Annotated in this window: 21 protein-coding genes and 1 tRNA gene; 7 read left to right on the forward strand and 15 right to left on the reverse strand. The window is 66.9% G+C overall.

Going from position 1 to position 18427, the window contains the following annotated elements; genetic code table 11:
* Window positions 1–26 precede the first annotated feature (26 nt).
* The 6 genes from H7A86_RS18770 to rocF form a co-directional block, all read right to left on the reverse strand.
* Complete coding sequence (locus tag H7A86_RS18770) at window positions 27–971, reverse strand: MBL fold metallo-hydrolase (protein ID WP_119131628.1); 945 nt, start codon at window positions 969–971, stop codon at window positions 27–29.
* Window positions 972–1028: 57 nt separating this feature from the next.
* On the reverse strand, window positions 1029–2318 hold the full coding sequence (locus H7A86_RS18775; protein ID WP_119131627.1) for a tryptophan--tRNA ligase: 1290 nt from the start codon (window positions 2316–2318) through the stop codon (window positions 1029–1031).
* Window positions 2319–2511: 193 nt separating this feature from the next.
* Window positions 2512–2721, reverse strand: coding sequence for a CsbD family protein (locus H7A86_RS18780; protein ID WP_016904514.1), 210 nt, complete (start codon window positions 2719–2721; stop codon window positions 2512–2514).
* A gap of 240 nt (window positions 2722–2961) precedes the next feature.
* Complete coding sequence (locus tag H7A86_RS18785; RefSeq protein WP_016904515.1) at window positions 2962–3096, reverse strand: entericidin A/B family lipoprotein; 135 nt, start codon at window positions 3094–3096, stop codon at window positions 2962–2964.
* 78 nt (window positions 3097–3174) lie between these two features.
* The gene (locus tag H7A86_RS18790) at window positions 3175–3327 is read right to left on the reverse strand and encodes an entericidin A/B family lipoprotein (RefSeq protein WP_006451340.1); all 153 of its coding nucleotides are present in this window, start codon (window positions 3325–3327) and stop codon (window positions 3175–3177) included.
* Window positions 3328–3436: 109 nt separating this feature from the next.
* Window positions 3437–4360 carry an arginase gene (gene rocF / locus H7A86_RS18795; protein ID WP_115678049.1) on the reverse strand — a complete coding sequence of 308 codons (924 nt, stop codon included), beginning with the start codon at window positions 4358–4360 and terminating at the stop codon, window positions 3437–3439.
* Window positions 4361–4829: 469 nt separating this feature from the next.
* Between rocF and H7A86_RS18800 the strand changes: the two genes are divergently transcribed.
* From H7A86_RS18800 to tmk, 5 genes are all read left to right on the forward strand, one after another.
* The gene (locus tag H7A86_RS18800) at window positions 4830–5282 is read left to right on the forward strand and encodes a roadblock/LC7 domain-containing protein (RefSeq protein WP_104584246.1); all 453 of its coding nucleotides are present in this window, start codon (window positions 4830–4832) and stop codon (window positions 5280–5282) included.
* A gap of 63 nt (window positions 5283–5345) precedes the next feature.
* Complete coding sequence (locus tag H7A86_RS18805; RefSeq protein WP_016904518.1) at window positions 5346–5705, forward strand: roadblock/LC7 domain-containing protein; 360 nt, start codon at window positions 5346–5348, stop codon at window positions 5703–5705.
* 94 nt (window positions 5706–5799) lie between these two features.
* Window positions 5800–6717 (forward strand): hypothetical protein, encoded by a 918-nt coding sequence (locus H7A86_RS18810; RefSeq protein WP_119131626.1) that lies wholly within the window; start codon window positions 5800–5802, stop codon window positions 6715–6717.
* Window positions 6714–7256 carry a GTP-binding protein gene (locus H7A86_RS18815; RefSeq protein WP_016904520.1) on the forward strand — a complete coding sequence of 181 codons (543 nt, stop codon included), beginning with the start codon at window positions 6714–6716 and terminating at the stop codon, window positions 7254–7256. Before H7A86_RS18810 ends, H7A86_RS18815 begins: the two co-directional genes overlap by 4 nt.
* A gap of 534 nt (window positions 7257–7790) precedes the next feature.
* The gene (tmk, locus tag H7A86_RS18820; RefSeq protein ID WP_119131625.1) at window positions 7791–8474 is read left to right on the forward strand and encodes a dTMP kinase; all 684 of its coding nucleotides are present in this window, start codon (window positions 7791–7793) and stop codon (window positions 8472–8474) included.
* A gap of 170 nt (window positions 8475–8644) precedes the next feature.
* Here the strand turns inward: tmk and H7A86_RS18825 are convergent.
* From H7A86_RS18825 to birA, 4 genes are all read right to left on the reverse strand, one after another.
* Window positions 8645–8720 (reverse strand) — tRNA-Thr (locus H7A86_RS18825).
* Window positions 8721–8753: 33 nt separating this feature from the next.
* The gene (locus tag H7A86_RS18830) at window positions 8754–9653 is read right to left on the reverse strand and encodes an SPOR domain-containing protein (protein WP_119131624.1); all 900 of its coding nucleotides are present in this window, start codon (window positions 9651–9653) and stop codon (window positions 8754–8756) included.
* A 156-nt stretch (window positions 9654–9809) separates the two neighbouring features.
* Window positions 9810–10538, reverse strand: a complete 729-nt coding sequence (locus H7A86_RS18835) for a type III pantothenate kinase (RefSeq protein WP_119131623.1) — start codon at window positions 10536–10538, stop codon at window positions 9810–9812.
* On the reverse strand, window positions 10535–11539 hold the full coding sequence (birA, locus tag H7A86_RS18840; RefSeq protein ID WP_321186574.1) for a bifunctional biotin--[acetyl-CoA-carboxylase] ligase/biotin operon repressor BirA: 1005 nt from the start codon (window positions 11537–11539) through the stop codon (window positions 10535–10537). The genes H7A86_RS18835 and birA overlap by 4 nt, the downstream gene beginning before the upstream one ends.
* Before the next feature lie 50 nt (window positions 11540–11589).
* Here birA and H7A86_RS18845 point away from each other — a divergent pair, with 50 nt between their 5' ends.
* Both H7A86_RS18845 and H7A86_RS18850 read left to right on the forward strand, forming a co-directional pair.
* Window positions 11590–11904, forward strand: coding sequence for a hypothetical protein (locus H7A86_RS18845; protein WP_119131621.1), 315 nt, complete (start codon window positions 11590–11592; stop codon window positions 11902–11904).
* An 8-nt stretch (window positions 11905–11912) separates the two neighbouring features.
* A complete protein-coding gene (locus H7A86_RS18850; protein WP_119131620.1) occupies window positions 11913–12668 on the forward strand; it encodes a M90 family metallopeptidase in 756 nt (251 codons plus the stop codon).
* Between the two features lie 145 nt (window positions 12669–12813).
* On the opposite strand, the gene H7A86_RS18855 is transcribed toward H7A86_RS18850, so the two are convergent.
* The 5 genes from H7A86_RS18855 to H7A86_RS18875 all read right to left on the reverse strand — a co-directional run bounded on the left by H7A86_RS18855 (window position 12814) and on the right by H7A86_RS18875 (window position 18388).
* Window positions 12814–14001: a DUF1501 domain-containing protein gene (locus H7A86_RS18855; protein ID WP_119131619.1), complete on the reverse strand. Its 1188-nt coding sequence runs from the start codon at window positions 13999–14001 to the stop codon at window positions 12814–12816.
* Between the two features lie 84 nt (window positions 14002–14085).
* Window positions 14086–15675 carry a DUF1800 domain-containing protein gene (locus H7A86_RS18860; protein ID WP_425509731.1) on the reverse strand — a complete coding sequence of 530 codons (1590 nt, stop codon included), beginning with the start codon at window positions 15673–15675 and terminating at the stop codon, window positions 14086–14088.
* Window positions 15676–15798: 123 nt separating this feature from the next.
* The gene (locus H7A86_RS18865; protein WP_024939071.1) at window positions 15799–17169 is read right to left on the reverse strand and encodes an ATP-binding protein; all 1371 of its coding nucleotides are present in this window, start codon (window positions 17167–17169) and stop codon (window positions 15799–15801) included.
* A 74-nt stretch (window positions 17170–17243) separates the two neighbouring features.
* On the reverse strand, window positions 17244–17927 hold the full coding sequence (locus tag H7A86_RS18870; protein WP_002808458.1) for a response regulator transcription factor: 684 nt from the start codon (window positions 17925–17927) through the stop codon (window positions 17244–17246).
* Window positions 17928–17998: 71 nt separating this feature from the next.
* A complete protein-coding gene (locus H7A86_RS18875) occupies window positions 17999–18388 on the reverse strand; it encodes a hypothetical protein (protein WP_180707944.1) in 390 nt (129 codons plus the stop codon).
* Window positions 18389–18427: the final 39 nt, after the last annotated feature.

Here is an 18427-nt window from a genome sequence, read left to right on the forward strand (position 1 = left end):
GTGAGGCGTTACCCGCTCCAGGCGCGCTAATTCGTACGCGTCGCGCGGTCCAGCCAGCAGGCCAGGCCCTGCGCATTGAGTTCGATATCGGTACCCAGCAACTGCGCCACGCGCGCATCGTCCAGGCGGCAGCCATGCAGGCGGGCGCGCTGCAGATACAGGTCGGTCAGCGCCTCCACCATGCAGCGATGGCGATCGGCGCGCTGCGCGCACGCCAGCGCGATGGCGGTCATCGCATGGATCTGCTCGACCAGCGCCTGCGCCAGCGGTGCCGGCGATTCGACCCGGCCGTAATGGGTGAGATACATCGCCTGCGGCGCGGCCTCCATCAGCCGCGCGATCGACTGCAGCATCGCCTCCGGCTCGAACTGCACCGGCGAGGAGGTCGGCAGGATGAAGGCGCCTTGCGCGCTGTCGAGCTGGCGATACGATAGGCCGAAGGTGTCGCCAGTGAACCAGCTGCGGCTGCACGCATCCCATACGCACAGATGATGCCGCGCGTGGCCGGGCGTCTCGATGGTGCGCAGCGCGCGCTCGCCCAGCATCACGGTCTGTCCGTCGGCCGCTTCCACCACGCGCTCGGCCGGTACCGGCACGATCGCGCCGTAGCTGCGCGCCATTTCCGCCTCGCCGTACACCGCCGTGGCACCGGCAATCAGCCGGGTCGGATCGATCATGTGCGGCGCGCCGCGCGGATGCACCAGTACCCGCGCATTGGGCAGGTGCTGCAGCAAGGCACCCGCACCGCCGGCGTGATCCAGATGCACATGGGTCAGGATCAGCCAGTCCACCTGCGCAGGCGTCAGCCCGGCCGACTGCAACGCGGCCAGCATCTGCGGCACCGACAGCGAAGTGCCGCAATCGACGAAGGCACCCCGATGCGCCTCGACAATCAGGTACGCCGCATCGAACTGCACACCGCCAAAGCCGGTGTCGATGGTCTGAATGCTGGAATCGGCAATCGCTGTCATTGCTCCTCCACGGCTATGCGAGAGGCCCCAGTCTAGCCATGGGTTCCACGCATGTCGTTACGCCTCGCGCAACACGCGCATCGCCGCCAGGATCACGTCCGCCTCCACCTGCGCATGCACGCCCGGCAATTGCAGGTCGCTGCCCTGCTCGGCCTGTTTCAGCCGCGCAATCAGCTGGCCCGCATCGCGTGGCGAGGCGAAGCCATCGCTGTGCAGCAGCAACGCGCCGGCGCCATCGGTCAACTTGAAATAGAACTGCCCATCGCTCTCGCGGTACTGCTTGAACACCGGCGGTGCGCTCTTCTCGCCCACCGCCGGCGCGGCCGTATCGCCCTGGCTGGACAGGTCGCGCAGGCCCACCGCAGCACGCAGCTCGGCCAGGAACGGCGTGGCGTAGCGTGCGCGCAGACGTGCGCCACCGGCGCGCAGAATCGCCTCGATCTTGCCTGGCTCGGCCATCAACGCGTCATAGCGCGTGCGCAGCGGTGCGATCTCCTGATCGATCCGCTCGAACAGCTGCTGCTTGGCATCGCCCCAGCCGATGCCATCGGCAAAGGCCTGCGCAAAGGCGGCCGTTTCCTGCGGCGTGGCAAAGGCCTGGTACAACTGGAACAACGCCGACCCCTGCGTGTCCTTGGCCTGGCCCGGTGCGCGCGAATCGGTGAGGATGGAGAACACCAGCTTGCGCAGTTCCTCGCGCGGGGCGAACAGCGGAATCGTGTTGCCGTAGCTCTTGCTCATCTTGCGGCCATCCAGACCCGGCAAGGTCGAGACCTGCTCATCGATCACCGCCTCGGGCAGGGTGAAGAAGTCGCGGCCATACACGTGATTGAAGCGCTGGGCGAAATCGCGCGCCATCTCGATATGCTGGATCTGGTCGCGTCCCACCGGCACCTTGTGCGCGTTGAAGATCAGGATGTCTGCGGCCATCAGCACCGGATACATGAACAAGCCGGCGGTCACGCCCGCGTCCTCGTCCTCGCCATCGGCGCGATTCTTGTCCACCGCCGCCTTGTAGGCATGCGCACGGTTGAGGATGCCCTTGCCGGCCACGCAGGTCAGCAACCACAGCAACTCGGTGGTTTCCGGCACATCGGACTGGCGATAGAACCACACCGTTTCCGGGTCCAGGCCGCAGGCCAGCCAGCTGGCGGCGATCTCCAGCGTGGAGCGTTGCGTCCGCGCCGGGTCCTGCGCCTTGATCAGGCTGTGCAGGTCGGCCAGGAAGTAGAAGCTCTCCGCATCGGCCGCCGCACTGGCCTGGATGGCCGGGCGGATCGCACCGACGTAATTGCCCAGATGCGGGGTGCCGGAGGTGGTGATGCCGGTAAGGACGCGAGTGGTCATCTGCGTAAGGCCAGGGAGTCAGCACGCAAGTTTAGCGTTTCCGCGCCCCTGGCATGGACGCAACCGCGTTGGATGCCTGCTGCCGCCTGCGCCGGCGGCAGACGCGCAACGGGCCGCATCAAGCGGCCCGTCGTGTGCAATGCGCCGTCACCACTGTCTCATCGCGGTGGCTGGACGCAGTGAAGCGACACCGTCAGGTGTCGTCGCGCAGCGACTTTTCGAAGGCGCGCACCTCGGTCTGGGCGCGGTCGCGGTCCCAGCCGTAGCGCTCCTGGAGCTTGCCCTGCAGATATTCGGCATTGCCCTCGGCAACCTTGAAATCGTCGTCGGTGAGGTCGCCCCACTTGGCCTGCGCCTTGCCCTTGAGCTGGGTCCACTTGCCGGAAATGATGTCAGTGTTCATTGCGTCGACTCCGCTGATGCGGCCGCGATTGACCGTATGCGCAGCTTGTCCCTGGCCCCGTTCGCCGCGGATCAAAAGCCGTCAAACGCGCACTCACCGCACTGAACGGTTGCCTGCGCTTGCGGCGCACCTTGTTCGCATCGGCTGTGCCCTCACACCTCATCGCAGCCCTGCGTACACAAAACGTCATGACAAAAAAAACGGGCCTTGCGGCCCGTTCTTTCTGCATGCAGCGCTCGATTACTTGCGCGCAGCGTCTTCCACCTTCTCGCCGGCGCCCTGCACGTCCTTGCCGGCACCTGCGACGGTGTTGCAACCCGACAGCATACCGACCGACAACACCGACAGCACCAGCAGCACAATTGCACGCTTCATAACAGACTCCTTCGTGGGTAAAGCGGCGGCTTGCCGCAGATCAATCAAATCAAACAACGATCAAACAGAACTCAAGGATCAGCACTTACCGTCACTGCAATTGTCGGCCTTCTTCTCGACCTTCTCGCCCGCGCCCTGCATGTCCTTGCCGGCGCCAGCCATGGTGTTGCAGCCAGTCATCACGCCGGCCGAAAACAGGCCCAGTACCATCAGTGTCAGCAGTCGCTTCATCGGTCTTCCTCAGTTCTGCGTTCGGTGCAGACGCACCATCTCTGGCGACAAATCTGACTGCGCGGCCGTGGATTTGATGTGAACGTGGCGTGCTGCGTTCAGCGATCGATCAATCTCGCATCAGTGTCGACTTGCCGAACAGGCTCTCGACCAGATCCACCGCCAGCTCCGCCGTGGCATTGCGGTTGTCCAGCACCGGGTTGAGCTCGACGATGTCCAGCGACCCCATGCGCCCGGTATCGGCGATCATCTCCATCACCAGCTGCGCCTCGCGGTAGTTGGGTCCCCCCGGCACGGTGGTGCCCACGCCTGGCGCGATGCTCGGGTCCAGGAAATCCACATCGAAGCTCACATGCAGATGGGTGTCCTCGCTCATGCCCTGCAGGGCGGTCTCCATGGTGCGCTTCATGCCGGCCTCGTCGATGTAGCGCATGTCGTAGACATCGATGCGGTGCTGCTTGATCAGGCGCTTCTCCTCCGGGTCCACCGAACGGATGCCGATCTGCCGCACCTGCTCGGGCAGCAGCGCCGGCGCACTGCCGCCCAGGTGGGTCAACGCCTGCGGACCCAGCCCGCACAGGCAGGCCACCGGCATGCCGTGCACATTGCCCGACGGCGTCACCTCGCTGGTATTGAAGTCCGAGTGCGCATCCAGCCACAGCACCCGCAACGGGCGTTGCTGCTCGCGGCAGTACCTGGCCACGGCGGTGATCGAACCGATGCCCAGGCAGTGGTCGCCACCAAGCATGATCGGCATGCGCCCGGCGCGCAGCTGCGCATAGCTGGCCTCCATCAGCGCCTGGTTCCAGGCCACCACTTCGTCCAGGTGCCGGTAGCCGGCCTGCGGGGCCTGCCAGGGATTGCGGGGGCCATCCAGATTGCCCAGATCGCGCACCTCCACGCCGCGGCCGATCAAGGCCTCCTGCAACCCGGCGATGCGCAGCGCCTCCGGCCCCATCCGCGCACCACGGTGGCCGGCACCGATGTCGGTAGGAACGCCAATCAGGGAAACCGGCACGTACTGCGTTGCCATGCATTGCTCCAGCATCGAGAAAGCGCTGCAGTCTAGTCGCCGGCCCGCGCGCTGACGCGCGGCAGCGCAGCACGACGCACGCCGTGCGTCCCATCACGCAATCGCATCTGCCACTGCAGCAATCGAAAGTGCGGCCGATAGTGCGTAGCGGGCAGTCGTCGAACCGGCTCGGGCAGCAGGCGCAACACCGCCGCGTCGGCGTGATGCAGCCCGGCGAACCAGCGCCATCGGCCGCGTCCGCTTGGGGCGGCAACGGCGTCCCGACGGCCGCTTCAGGTGACGTGGTTGGGCAGTTTGTGGCGTATTCGCGCTTTGCCGAATGTGCTTGCCTGACCGCACAGTTAAGACATTGAGGGTGCTATGACGATGACAAAACGTGCCGATGCTACTGTTCGCCCGCCAGCGCGGGACCCGGTGTCATCGACAGGGTCCTTCATCGCGCAGCGCGTTTCGTACAGGGGAGGATTTCATGCCGCATAACGCCGTCAACCAGGTCGTCAAGGCTGCCGTGGGCGAGATCGCGCGGGCGTCGCATCACTACGATCTGCAGCGCATCGGGCGCGAGTTCGCGCAGACCATCGAGCGCGAGCGGGGCATCCGCCTGTTGATGCTGTCCACCGCCGACGGGCGTGCCATCGCCGAACACTCCAGCCTGGATGTGGACGGTCGCCGTCTGGCGGCCATGGCCAATTCGTTCCTGACCCTGGGCGAGACGCTGGCGCGCGAATCCAGCCTGAGCGAAGCCGACTACGCCACCATCAGTACGCGTGGCGGGCAGCTGGTGCTGATCCGCATTCGCGCCGACAAACCATTGACGCTCACTGCGGTGGGCGGCAGCGACATCAATGCCGCGGCGCTGTTGTTCAACGCGCGCGACTGCGCCGGCCGTCTGGCTGCGGCGCTGGCGCAGCCGGCGAACTGAGCGTTTGGCATCGTTCGTGCTTGTGCCAATGCACCCATTTCTCATCGCTCGTAAGGACGACCCGTGTCAAAACTCAATCTGGAACACCTGCATTCGATCGCCGGCTTCGTCGGCGCCGCCCTGGTCGATAGCGACAGCGGCATGGCGCTGGGCATGACCGGCGGCACCGATCTCAACCTGGAACTTGCCGCGGCCGGCAATACCGAAGTGGTGCGTGCCAAGCGCCGTATCGCCGAGCAGCTCGGTCTGAACGACACCATCGAAGACATCCTGATCACCCTGGCGCGTCAGTACCACCTGCTGCGTCCGCTGGAGAGCAACGGCACCTTGTTCCTGTACGTCGTGCTGGATCGCGCCAAGGCCAATCTGGCCATGGCCCGCCACGAGCTCAAGGCGTTCGAGAAGACCCTGGACTTCGGTTGATGCCACACCGGCGGCGCGCACGCGTCGCCTGCCCGGCCTGCCGGCTTGTCCCGGCAGGCACCGCACTTTCAAAGCGCCGACGCGGCGCCCTGTCATGACCACACCCATTCACGCCATGCGGGTCGCCACGGCCGGCCTGGACCTGCTGCACACCACGCGCCTGAAACTGGCGTGCTCGTTGTTGCTGGCCGAGCGCATCGACGTGCAGCTGGGGCAATGGCCGCAACATACCGCCGAGGTGGTGGTGCTGGGGCTGGAAAGCGCCGACGGCCTGGCCGCCTGGCAGGCCTTGCAGGGGCAACCCGTGCGTGTGCTGGTGGTGTCGCGGACACCGGTGGGCGGCGCATGGCTCAAGCACGGCGCCACCGTGCGCGAACTCAACGAGCAGATGCGCCTATTGCTGTCGTCCTCCGATCATGCGCAGGTCGCCGAGCCGGCCTTGCTGGTCCGCCATTGCCGCGGCGAATTCGGCACCGCTGCGGTGCTGCTGCGCAACGGACATTTGCAGGTGCGCGTGGACCCGGCCGACAGCTGCGTGCAGCTTCCCGCCGGCATCGCCTTGACCGAGCTGCTGGCGGCCCTGGATCGCCCCGGCTGGCAGGTTGCGCCGGACACCGCCGGTAGCGCGCTGAGCCAACGTATTTCCTTCGAGGCGCTGTATTTCGCCCTGCCCGAGCACCTGCGCCCCGCACTGCCGGCGGTAGAACCCAGCCATGCGCTGCGGTTGCGGCAATGGCCGGAGCTGAGTGCCGAGACCAGTTCGCCAGCGCAGCTGCTTGCCATTGCCCACCTGCATGCGCGCCCGTGGCGCCCGCAGGCGCTGGCCAATGCTTGCAAGCTGCCGCTGCAAACGGTGGAATGCCTGTTCGCCGCTGCACTCGCCAGCGGCCTTGCCCAGACTGCGGAGATTCCCGTGCCTGCAACGCAGCCCCGTCCGGACAGCAGCAACTCCCGGTTTTTCTCCTGGGTCGCACGTCGCTTTGGCCTCTCTCTCTTTCAGGCGCAGTCATGAGTCTTCCGGCCAACAAACTGGTGTTCGTTGGCGGCATGGGCGCCGGCAAGACCACCGCCGTGCGCGCCATCTCCGACGTGGAGCCGGTCAGCACCGAGATGCCGCTCAGCCAGGATGCCTACGGCGACAAGACCTACACCACGGTCGCACTGGACTACAGCTCGATCGAACTGGAAGACGGCGAGTTGCTGCACGTCTACGGCGTGCCCGGGCAGAAGTACCTGGATTTCATGTGGCCGCTGGTGTGCGACGGCGCGTTGGGCGTGATCGTGCTGGTCAGCGCGCGTGATCCGCAGATGCGCGATGCCACCGTGGCCTTGCTGCGCGAGTTTTCGCAGATCGCACCTGCGGCAAGCCTGGCGGTGGGCATCACCATGACCGACGAAATGCAGGACTTTTTGCTGCCGCCGTTCCGCGACGCATTGGTGGCCGAAGGCTTCCGCATCCCGGTCATGCGCGTGGATGCGCGCTCGGCCACCCAGATCACGTTCCTGGTGAAGTCGCTGCTGTCCTATCGTTACACCTCGGCAACCAGCTGACCGGCCACGCGCCTGGTGCATGCCGAGGTGGGCGGCGCAAAGACAAGACGAGGCGCGAGACAAAACAAGGAATCCGGTCACGACGGTGCCTGAGGGGCGTCACGCGGGGGATGCCGCCTCTAGGGTGGCGGCGACGCGTCCATCTTCCTTGATGCCAGGCACGCGACGCGAACGTCATACCTTCGAGCGCGCTGCCTGACTTGTTCAGTATGGCGCACGGTCGGAAACCAGGGCATCGGGACATTCCCGACATCGCGCAGGACATACCGGCGATACGGCATGGGCAATAGCGCTGGCGGCCGGTCGCCAGCCACGCACGCAACCGGCGGTTGCAAGGCACGCCCGGCGACGCGTTGGACACACCAGTCGTCCCGCCGTTTCACGCACGCAGCGATGTGCGGCATCAACGCCCTTCGGTGGACGCAGCAGATAGACGCAGCAGATACCTGACCCACCGGGATCGGCGATTGCAGGCCGAGGTCGATGCCGCTGCGCAAGTGCTGATCCAGCACCATGATCGGATAAAGTAGCGCGATGACACTCGAACTGAAGCCCGGCGGTCTGCTGATCGCGATCGAAGGCATCGACGGCGCCGGCAAGACCACCCTCGCCCGCAGCCTGGCCACCACGCTGGAAGCGGCCGGCGCGCGCGTGGTGCTGAGCAAGGAGCCGACCAACGGCCCCTGGGGCACCCAGCTGCGCCAGTCCGCCGCCACCGGCCGCCTGCGCGCGGACGAAGAAGCCGAGTTGCTGATCCGCGACCGCCACGAGCACGTGGACACCCTGATCGCACCGGCGCTGGCACGCGGCGACATCGTGATCCTGGACCGGTATTTCCCCTCGATGGTCGCCTACCAGGGCGCTGCCGGCCTGCCGCTGGACGATCTGCTGGAACGCAACGCCTTCGCGCCGCGCCCGGACGTGCTGCTGCTGCTCGACCTGCCCCCGCCCACCGGGCTGGCGCGTATCCGCGCCCGCGGCGATGCGCCCAATCACTTCGAGACCCAGGACAACCTGGAACGCTGCCGCAGCATCTTTGCGCAGCTGCAGCTGCCGGGGAAGCACGTCGTGGACGCCAGTGCCGATGCGGACAGCGTGCTCCGCCAGGCCCACGCCATCGTCGTCGCCGCACTGGCCGACCGCCTGCGCAGCGAGGCCGCCGACGCTGACGCCGACAAGGCCGCGCTGGAGCTGCTGTCGGCCGGTCGCCCGGCCTGAGGTGCTGCGCGAACCACGCGCAGGCAACCGCAACCGCACAGTGATTGGCGGGCTGCGTGCAGGGATCTGTTCTCGACCGGTCGAACCCGGGAAGATGCGCTCCGGGGCGCTGACGGGCAGCCAGCACCGAGCTACATGCACAGATTGCGGGAGAGCACGAAGGACCTTCGTGGTGCCGGCACCCGGATTCGAACTGGGGACCTACCGCTTACAAGGCGGTTGCTCTACCAACTGAGCTATGCCGGCAAAGGCCAAGCGCGTTGCGCGCCGGTGCGCATTCTAGCGCAGCGTGGCGCAATCTAGCGACCGCTGACGCGTTGCGCCGGAGGTGCCCTGTAATGTGCCGATCGCGGCCGTGCTGCGCACATCGATCCACCAGCGCGATTGCCCGTTGCCGCTGGGCAGCAGCTGCGCCGGAAATCCCGCGCCGACCAGGCTGGCCTGACGTCGCTCGGCACGTTCGCGACTCTGGTACTGGCCCAGCGCGATGCTGGTGTCCTCACCCTGGGCAATCACGTAATAGTCGCCAATGCCGGCCGCAGCAATACGTTTGACCAATGCCTGCGCCGCCGCACGGTCGCCGACATTGGGCAGCATCACCCGGAACGTACTGACCCCGGCGTCCTTGTCCTCGCGCACGCGGGTGCGCGTGGCCTGACCACGCAGGCGTGCCAGCGCGGCATCGGCATCGGCGCGCGCCGCATACGGCCCCAGGCTGGCACAGCGTTCCTGCGCAGCGGCCGGAGCGGGCACCGCCGGCGAAGCGTTGATCGGCGCTGCCGCGGCACGCTCGGCCGGCGACGGAGCGGGCTTGGCCGGTGCTGGCGATGGCGCCTGTGCCGCTGACTGCGACGTGGCGGCCACCTTCGCCGCTGCCGCAGCTGTCGAGGAAGCCGCTGCCGCTGGTGCGGTCGTCAATGTCTCAGGCGATGCCGGTGCCGGTGCCGGCGCATCCGATGGTGCGGTCGGCGCAGCGCCCGACGCTGCCGCTGCGGTGCCTGCCTCGCCTGACACCGCAGCCGCCGCGGCTGTCGCCGTGCTCGGCAGTACTTCCAGGCGCGCCACACCTGCCGGCTGCGGCGGTGCAGCCACGGCTGCCGGTGCCGGCTGCAACGCCCACCACAACGCCACACCGGCATTGAGGACGATCAGAACAACGATGAGTGCGCGCACATACATGCCAAGGATTCTAAGCGGGGGCGGTCACAACGCACGAGTGCTCGTCGACCCGCCGCCAAGGGCAGGGCTCGTGGGCGCAGTGCACCGGCGCGGCCGGCCGGTTCCGTCTGCCGGCCGCACCCGCTGCGAGGCCGTGCGATCGCGCGGCTCGCGCGTTCAAGCTGCCGACGCAGCCCTGGCCCAGGTCGCCAGCCCGTCCAGCACCAGCGCCGCGCGGAAGCTGGCATCGGGCAACAGCGGCAGCAACGGCGGCGCACCGCCCCCGTGCACCAGCAGCCGCACCGGCACGCCCAGGCTGCGTTGGGCGTGCTGCAGGCTGCGTTCGATCAGCGCCACCGCGGCGCCATCGCAGCCGGAGGTCAATGCGTCGTCGGTGTCGTCGGCCAGCTCGACATAGGCCCCGCCGCTGGCCGGCAACTGCACTGCGCGCGCATGCAGCGCTTCGCGCATCGTAGTCGGCGAGGCAGCGATCCGCCCGCCGTGGTGCTGTCCGTCGGCGCCCAGTACATCGATGGTCAGCGCGGTGCCCACGCCGGCCACCAGCACCGGTGCGTCGCCGCGTGCGCCCAGCAGCGCGAGGAAGCGGTCCACCCCGAAACGGCCCGGGTCTGCGTAGGCGATGCGGATGCCGGCGCATTCGGCCACGGTCCGCACGATGCGCACCTGTTCGAAGCGCTCGCGCAGGCAGCCCAGCATGCGCTGCGTCAATGCCGGCGCGGCCACGCTGGCCACGTGCGCAATGCGCCCGGTGGGCAATGCGGCCAATGCGGCCGCATCCATCGCCTCGGCACCGTGCGGCCAGGCCTGCACATCGCCTGCGAGGTCGCCCTGCAGCGGTGCGTACTTGAACCGCGAATTCCCCAGGTCGAACAGCCACTCGCTCATGCAGGTCTCACGCTCACTTCTCCGGAGTGGAACAGCCGCACCGTCTCGCCCAGTTGCACCCGCAACGCGCCGTCGGCTGCCAGGCCAAGCGCAACACCGTGATGCCGGGTGCCGGCCTCTTCGACCTGCACCGCGCGGCCGCGCAAGACGTCCAGGGCCGCATAGCGGCCCAGGAACGGCGCCAGCCCCTGCGCTTCGAACAGCGCCAGCGCCGGCAGCAGCGCCGACACCACCGCCGCAACCACGGTCGCGCGCGACACCGCGCGGCCGGCCAGCGTATCCAGATCCACCCATGGTTGGTCGATCGCAACGGCGGCGGCGGCCGGCATATGCACGTTCAAACCCAGCCCGATCACTGCGCGCGCGTTGCCGGCCATTTCGCCGCCGCCTTCGATCAGCAGGCCGCCCAGCTTGCGCTCGCGCGCCAGCAGATCGTTGGGCCACTTCAGCCCGACATCGGCAAAGCCGCAATCACGCAAGGCCTCGGCCACCGCCACGCCCACGGCCAGGCTGAGCCCGGCCAACTGCCCCAGCCCACCGCTGAACCGGCGCGAGGCCGAGAGATAGATGTGTGCGCCCAGCGGCGAAGTCCATTGGCGTCCGCGCCGGCCGCGGCCGCCGGTCTGCCGCTCGGCCAGCAGCACCGCCACGCCCTGCTCCGGCGCCGGACGCGCCAGCAAGCTGGTATTGGTGGATTCCAGCGTCCAGGCGACCTCCAGCGCAGCCAGGCCTGCCAGCGCATCGGCCGACAGCGCTGCACGAATGCGCGCCTCGTCCAGCAGGTCCAGCGGTGCCGCCAGGCGGTAGCCGTCCCCGGCCCGCCCTTCGATCTCGACCCCGGCCGCGCGCAGATGCTGGATCCGCTTCCATACCGCCGCACGGGTCAGCCCGGCGTCGCGCGCCAACGCATCGCCGGATAGCCGGCCGCTCGCAAGTTTGGCCAGCAAGGCGCGGTCATCCACGGCAAGGTTCCCAAATCGATCCGTGAAAGTATGCGCCAAGCGCTCCCACCCGCCCAGCCTGGCTTGCGTGAGGGAGTGAAAAGCACGTTATGATCGGCCACTCACGCCGCTTGCCCTGGATGTGGACGATGCGCCGAATCACGGTTTGCCTGCTGTTGTTGTTGGCTCCGCTTGCCGCACTGGCATCGGACCCGCTGACCGATAGCGATCATGAGAGCTGCGTCAGCAGCAACTCGGCGGCACGCGGCAGGACCCCCAACGGCGACCCGGCAGCCCCGGCACGCGCTCCGGCGCACAAGCCCGCGCCAGCCACCGGCGGCGGCGGCAGCGACGGCGACGGACTGTTCCCCCGCATGCGCACGATGCCGCGCTGGCATAGCTTCCTGCCGGGCATGTTCCGCTGATCCAGTGGTTGTTGCGCCGGCTGCGCCGGCCACCGCTCGATATTCCCGATGCGTTGTGGGTTGCGGCCAGCCACCGCTGCGCCTGGGTCGCTGCGCTCGACCTGCCCCGCCAGCAACGTCTGCGTGCATTGGCCGCGCAGTTCCTGCAGCAAAAGACCATTTCACCGCTCGGCGGGCTGCAGCTGCAGCCGCACGATCGCGTCTTGCTGGCTGCCAGCTGCTGCCTGCCGCTGCTGAACATCGGCGCGGCCGGCTGGCGTGGCTGGTCGCAACTGATCGTCTACCCGGACGCGTTCCGCGTGCAGCGCACGCATGTGGATGCGGCCGGGGTGATGCACGCCTGGGACGACACCCTGATCGGCGAGGCCTGGGAACAAGGCCCGCTGATCGTCAGCTGGGCCGACGTGCAGGCCGACCTGGACGACCCGCAGGCCGGCTTCAACGTGATCGTGCATGAGATGGCGCACAAGCTCGATGCACTCGATGGCGCCCTCGACGGCACCCCGCCGCTGCCGCGCGATGCGCAGCGCGCCTGGGCACGCGATTTTCAGCAGGCCTTCGACGCCTTCTGCCAACGCGTCGATGCTGGCGAAGACACCGAGATCGACCCGTATGCCGCCGAAGCACCGGACGAATTCTTTGCGGTGGTGAGCGAATATCACTTCTCCGCACCGCAGCTGCTGGCGCGCGTCATGCCGGATGTCGCTGCGCAGCTGACGCGGTTTTACGGGCCTTCCCCGTTTGCATCTTCAGCGCAGCGCTGAGGGTGTGACATCGCAGCAGGCATCGGGATGGCCTGATGCAATGCTGTCGCGCGTGTCGGGCGCTGGTGTTACCCACCGCGCCATGCGCGATGCCGCACGGGTCCGCACGCAGACCGATCGCCCGCATCAACGCACTCCCATGCAGTCACACCAACCCAAGATCGCGCGGCCTGGCCCCGGGAAACACCCGGTCCAGCTGCGCAGGCGACAATCCCCACAACCGACTCAATACACCGCCGAACAGGCTGCGGTAATTGGTGAGCACCGGATAATCGCGGTTCTGCAGCAGCTGTGCCTGCGCAACGGCGACCTGCTCGCCCGCGATCCGGCCGCCACGCACGCTGCCGCCCAGTACCCAGTACGTGGTGCCATGCCCATGATCGGTGCCCTTGCTGCCGTTCTCGCGGAAGGTGCGGCCGAACTCGGACAGCACCACCACCACGGTGTCCTTCCATGCCGGCCCCAGGGCCTGGGCATACGCCGCCAGTCCTTCGCCCAGATTGCGCAGATTGTTGGCCAGACCGCCCTCGATACTGCCCTGGTTGGCGTGCGTGTCCCAACCGCCGACATCGACAAATCCCAGCCGATAACGCTCGCGCATCAGGCTCGCCATGCGCCGGGTTTCGTCGGCGAAGCTGCGCGCGCTGGCGGCGCCGCGACCGGCCTGCTCCATCTCTTCGCGCAGCTGCGCGGTGACCTGCTGACGCAGCGCCAGACCTTCGCGCGCGGCCGCTGCCAGCGGCGTTGCGTCGTACATCTGCGACAGGATCTGCGCCTGTCGCGCATCCACACCGCCCTTGCCGATGCCCCGCAACGACACGTTGGGCAGGTCGCCGCCGCCCTGGAAGGTCAGCGGCAGCGAATCGGTGAAGGCAATCGCCGGCACTCCGCTGAGCACGCCCGACAGGCGCGCCATGAAGCCGGAACGATAATCGCGGCGCTGCGTGCCGGCCTGCCCGGATTCGATGTCGTCCTGGGTTTCGAAGTGACTGCGCGACAGATCGTCGGTGCCGGCAAACGGCACGAACGCCAGCTGCTGGCGTTGCCATAGCGGCAGCAGCGCATCGCGCATCACCGGGTTGAGCCCCCATTGCGTATCCAGCGCAATGGCACTGTCCGGATTGGCCGCATCCGGCCGCGCAATCGCCAGGGTCGGACGCGCCTGATAATAGAAATCGCTGACATGTGGCACCAGCAGGTTGTTGCTGTCATAGCCGCCACGCAGGAACACCACCAGCATGCGTGCACTGTCGCGTGGTGCAGCAAACAGGCGACCGCTCCAGGGCAGGCTGGCGGCCGCTGCGGAGGCGAGCAGAAATCGACGTCGTTGCATGGCGCACTCCCGTGGCGGTGATCGCTGGTCGGTTGTTGATCAGCGGGTATTGCATCGGCGGCCGTTGAATCGGCGCCCCTCGAATCAGCGATAGTTGAAGTCCGGCGATGACAGCAGGAATCCGTTCCATTCCGCAGGCGAACGCGCCTGGTCCAGCGCCTCACGCGTGCTGCTGGAAAGCGACGGCGCAACCCAGCGATACGATGGGCGCGTATCGATCCGCGTCAGCGCCGGAAGTGGCGTGTCGTTATCGCCATCGAAGCGAAACAATTGCCTGGGTCCGCCACCCAACGCACGCGCCACCTCGAAGCGGCGTGCCAGCTGCCCGGAGCTGGTCCACGCCTGCGATTGCAGCGACCAGCCATCGGGAGTGATGCGCCCGAACACCGGCTCGCCGAGTTGCTGCACCCAGCTCGCCATCGGCGCGGCATTGACCACCGGCTGGCCCTCGTACGCCAGCCGCATCGCCGAGACCACGAACCGATTCGGATCCTTGAACTTGCGCGGTTGCGCCTGCGCAAACTCCGCTGAATCCAGCAGGGTCTGCATGACCTTGGCGATATCGCCATCGCTGCGCTGAAAGGTGTTTGCCATGCGCTCGACCAACGCGGCCGGTGGCGTGTCGCTGACAAAGTACTCGGCCAGGCGCTGCGAAATGAAATGGGCGCATGCCGGCTGCCGCACCAGCAACTGCACCGCACGCGCGATCTCATCCAGGCCGCCGGCGGCGATGCGCTGGCCCAGCAAGGTCTTGTCGCCAGGTTGATGACGCGCAGGATTGAATTCGAACAGCCCCTTGCGCACCACCTGCGGCTGCCCCGGCGCGGTAGCGGCCAGCGGCGGAGCGCCCTCGGCCTTGACCGGCACCAGGCCGGCACCGGTAAGGATCAGCGCCAGCTGCTGCACATCCTGCTGGCTGTAGCCGCCATGCACGCCCAGCGTGTGCAGCTCCATCAGTTCGCGTGCGTAATTTTCGTTGACCTTGCCCTTGGCGTTCTTGGCGTTGTCCAGATACTCCAGCATCGCCGGGCTTTCCAGCGTGGCCATCACCAGGTCGGCGAACTTGCCGGTGGCGTGTGGGCGGATCGCGTTTTCCATGTAATCGGCCGCCATCCATTTCACGCGCCCCTTGTCGGCGTACACGCTGAAATGATTGAGCCAGAACCACACCAGCTGCTCATGCACCTGCTCCGGCGCATACACCGCACGCAGCAGCTGCGCCTGACGCGCCTGGGTCAGCATCTGCCCGCCACGCGCCTGCCACGCCTTGCGCAATGCCGTCTTTTCATCGCCATCGGGCATGCCTTGCAGGCGGATCTTGTCGGCCTCGTACTGCGTCAGCAAGGCCAGCAAGGGCGTGTGCAATGCATCGAATTGCTGCAGTTGGGCACGGATCGGCGCTGGCAGTGCCGCATCGTCGCCGGCCTGCAATAGCAGCCTGCCGTAGCGTTTGGGCCCGAGCCGCTGCAGTTGCGCTGCGCTATCGGCATCCACACCGTAGGTGGCACGCTGCAGCCAGCGTGTCTGGGTCGGCGTCAGTGCTGGATTGGCAGCACTGCACGACATGGCGAAGACGCAACCCGCGAGAAGCCACGCCAGCTGCCATCGGTGGTGGCGGCGCGTGCCCACCGGATGTGCGCTCAGCCAGTGCATCTGTGCATTGCGCTCGAACATGCGGCTCTCCATCGCAGCGGCCTGCAACCAGCCCAGTATGGTCGCGCCAACGCGCGGGGCGTTAAACGGTTGTCGGAGCGCGCTGCGACGTTGACCACCGGTTCATTCCGCCACCCGTGCCGGTCACAGCCCCGGCGGCAGGGTCACGTCGAAGCGGGCACCGCCCAGTTCCTGCGAGCGCACCACCTGCAGTTCGCCGCGGTAGGCCTTGATCAGGTCCTGCACGATCGACATGCCGATGCCGTGGCCTTGCACGCGCTCGTCGCCGCGCACGCCACGCTGCAGGATCTTGGCCACGTCTTCCGGCGCGATGCCGGGGCCATCGTCTTCCACCGACAGGATCAAACCGGCGCGACGGCTGCCGGTGGTGGGACCGGGCTGGGCGGTCAGCAGCACGCGGCTGCGCGCCCACTTGAAGCCGTTTTCCAGCAGGTTGCCCAGCAATTCCTGCAGGTCGCCCGGCTCCCCATGAAAGCGCGCGTCGGGCGAAATATCGAACTCGCACAACACGCCCTTGACCGAATAGACCTTCTCCAGCCCGCGTACGATTTCTTCGGCGGTCGACTCGATCGGCAGCGGTGCGGCAAACAGCTTGTGGCCGCTGGAGGCCGCGCGTGCGAGCTGGTAGGACACCAGGTCGTTCATGCGGCGCAGCTGCACGTCCATTTCCTCGTGCAGATCGCGCTCGGACTGCCCGCTATCGAGCTGGGTGCGCAACACCGCGATCGGCGTCTTGAGGCTGTGTGCCAGATCGGCGAGCGTATTGCGCTGGCGGTCCAGATTGTCGCGCTCGCTCTCGATGAAGGCGTTGATGCTTTCGGTCAGCGGCTCCAGCTCGCGCGGATGCTGCTCGCTCATGCGCTGGATCTCGCCGCGCTGCACCTTGGTCAACTCGTTGATGACCCGCCGCAGCGGACGCAGGCTCCATTGCAGGATGAAGGCCTGCAGCACCAGCAGCACCACGCCGGCACTGCCGAGATAGAACCACACCGCGCCACGGAACACGCGCAGCTGCGCACCCATCGAGCGCGCATCTTCCATCACGTAGATGGTGTACGGAATCTCCCCGCCGTGTTCGCGCTCGACGTAGCTCACACCCAGGCCGTAGCGGTACAACTGGCCCACGCTGCCGTCGATCTGGGTCATCTCCAGCGGGCCAATGAATTCTTCCTGGCGCGGCTCGAGCATGCGCCCGTGCGGAATATTCGGGCCCTCGGCCGACATCGAGGTCCAGCTTTCATCCGGGCGTACGACTTCCACGTACAGCCCGCCGCCGGGCACATCGAAACGCGGGTCTGGCGGCTGCCCGCCGATATACAGCGAGCCGTCGCGGACGAAATCGATATTGGCCGCGTACGCAGAGGCGTAGTTCTTCAGCCGCTCGCGCAGGTTTTTCTCGGCGGTATCGGCAAACGCCACGTCCAGCGCATACCCCGCCAGGGCCAGGAAGGCCACCAGACTGAGGCTGGCAGCCAGCAGCTGGCGGGCCTGCAGGGAGCGCGGCCGCCAGCGTCTATACCATTTGGAGCGGCCCGGCACCTGATCTTCCTGCTTGCCGACGCGCGGACTCAGCCTTCGGTACGCGGAATGGCGAAACGGTAGCCGCGACCGCGTACGGTCTCGATCGGCTTGAGCTCACCATCGGGATCGAGCTTCTTGCGCAGGCGGCCGATGAACACTTCCAGCACGTTCGAATCGCGATCGAAATCCTGCTGGTAGATGTGCTCGGTCAGATCGGCCTTGGAGACCAGTTCGCCGGCATGCATCATCAGGTACTCGAGCACCTTGTACTCGTAGCTGGTCAGGTCCACGTTGGCGCCATTGACGCTGACCGTCTGCGCTGCCAGATCCAGGGCAACCGGGCCGCATTCCAGGGTCGGCTTGCTCCAGCCTGCGGCGCGCCGCAGCAGCGCATTGACGCGCGCCAGCAACTCTTCCACATGGAACGGCTTGACCAGGTAATCGTCGGCGCCCTGCTTGAGGCCTTCGACCTTGTCCTGCCAGCTCGAACGCGCGGTCAGGATCAGCACCGGGAATTTCTTGCCCTCGTCGCGCAGCGCCTTGATCAACTCCATCCCGGACATCTTGGGCAGGCCAAGGTCGATGATGCCGACATCGAACGGGACTTCGCGGCCCATGTACAGGCCTTCTTCGCCGTCTTGTGCAGCGTCGACAGCAAAGCCTTCACGCTTCAGGCGCGCGGCAAGGGTCTCGCGCAGCGGAGCTTCGTCTTCGACCAAAAGGATACGCATGCACTCTCCCTAGTTACGTTGTCGGCCAATGGCCGGGGAATTTATAAGACTGAACGCAGAACTATCTACGTTTAGTGGTTATCGTCGCGTGGTGGCGCATCCGGCTGAGCCTGGCTGCGCGGCGGCGTGGCCTGCATCTGCTCCGACTCGTACACGGTATGCACGCGGCCATCCTTCATGTACTTGATCCGGTTGAGATTGCCCCCGTCGAACGGAACGCGCTCCGCACTGAGGATCTGTCCACCGGTGGACCGCTGCACCTGCCGGATGGTGTCCGAGAGCGTGCGTCCATTGCCGCGCGCAGACGGCGGCAACGCCTCGCGCCCCGCATGCGACATCGGATACGCCTGTCCCCATGCCAACGGCGCTGCCATGGCAACCCCAAGGGCAACCAGGACGACATAGCGGGCGCGGCAGGACGGCTGGGTCACAATGAATCCTAGCGGGTTGTTCAGGAACATTCAAAATTCGTGAAGACGGCCACCGGGCACCGCATGGTC

It is taken from the genome of Xanthomonas euroxanthea, assembly GCF_903989455.1.
In the GTDB taxonomy this organism is placed as follows: Bacteria; Pseudomonadota; Gammaproteobacteria; order Xanthomonadales; family Xanthomonadaceae; genus Xanthomonas; species Xanthomonas euroxanthea.

Excerpts from the sequence above, each read along its gene's own strand:
- H7A86_RS18770 (WP_119131628.1), bottom strand. The coding sequence starts at position 971 with ATGACAGCGATTGCCGATTCCAGCATTCAGACCATCGACACCGGCTTT.
- H7A86_RS18775 (WP_119131627.1), bottom strand. The coding sequence starts at position 2,318 with ATGACCACTCGCGTCCTTACCGGCATCACCACCTCCGGCACCCCGCAT.
- H7A86_RS18780 (WP_016904514.1), bottom strand. The coding sequence starts at position 2,721 with ATGAACACTGACATCATTTCCGGCAAGTGGACCCAGCTCAAGGGCAAG.
- H7A86_RS18785 (WP_016904515.1), bottom strand. The coding sequence starts at position 3,096 with ATGAAGCGTGCAATTGTGCTGCTGGTGCTGTCGGTGTTGTCGGTCGGT.
- H7A86_RS18790 (WP_006451340.1), bottom strand. The coding sequence starts at position 3,327 with ATGAAGCGACTGCTGACACTGATGGTACTGGGCCTGTTTTCGGCCGGC.
- rocF (WP_115678049.1), bottom strand. The coding sequence starts at position 4,360 with ATGGCAACGCAGTACGTGCCGGTTTCCCTGATTGGCGTTCCTACCGAC.
- H7A86_RS18800 (WP_104584246.1), top strand. The coding sequence starts at position 4,830 with ATGCCGCATAACGCCGTCAACCAGGTCGTCAAGGCTGCCGTGGGCGAG.
- H7A86_RS18810 (WP_119131626.1), top strand. The coding sequence starts at position 5,800 with ATGACCACACCCATTCACGCCATGCGGGTCGCCACGGCCGGCCTGGAC.
- H7A86_RS18815 (WP_016904520.1), top strand. The coding sequence starts at position 6,714 with ATGAGTCTTCCGGCCAACAAACTGGTGTTCGTTGGCGGCATGGGCGCC.
- tmk (WP_119131625.1), top strand. The coding sequence starts at position 7,791 with ATGACACTCGAACTGAAGCCCGGCGGTCTGCTGATCGCGATCGAAGGC.
- H7A86_RS18830 (WP_119131624.1), bottom strand. The coding sequence starts at position 9,653 with ATGTATGTGCGCGCACTCATCGTTGTTCTGATCGTCCTCAATGCCGGT.
- H7A86_RS18835 (WP_119131623.1), bottom strand. The coding sequence starts at position 10,538 with ATGAGCGAGTGGCTGTTCGACCTGGGGAATTCGCGGTTCAAGTACGCA.
- H7A86_RS18845 (WP_119131621.1), top strand. The coding sequence starts at position 11,590 with ATGATCGGCCACTCACGCCGCTTGCCCTGGATGTGGACGATGCGCCGA.
- H7A86_RS18855 (WP_119131619.1), bottom strand. The coding sequence starts at position 14,001 with ATGCAACGACGTCGATTTCTGCTCGCCTCCGCAGCGGCCGCCAGCCTG.
- H7A86_RS18860 (WP_425509731.1), bottom strand. The coding sequence starts at position 15,675 with ATGTTCGAGCGCAATGCACAGATGCACTGGCTGAGCGCACATCCGGTG.
- H7A86_RS18870 (WP_002808458.1), bottom strand. The coding sequence starts at position 17,927 with ATGCGTATCCTTTTGGTCGAAGACGAAGCTCCGCTGCGCGAGACCCTT.
- H7A86_RS18875 (WP_180707944.1), bottom strand. The coding sequence starts at position 18,388 with ATGTTCCTGAACAACCCGCTAGGATTCATTGTGACCCAGCCGTCCTGC.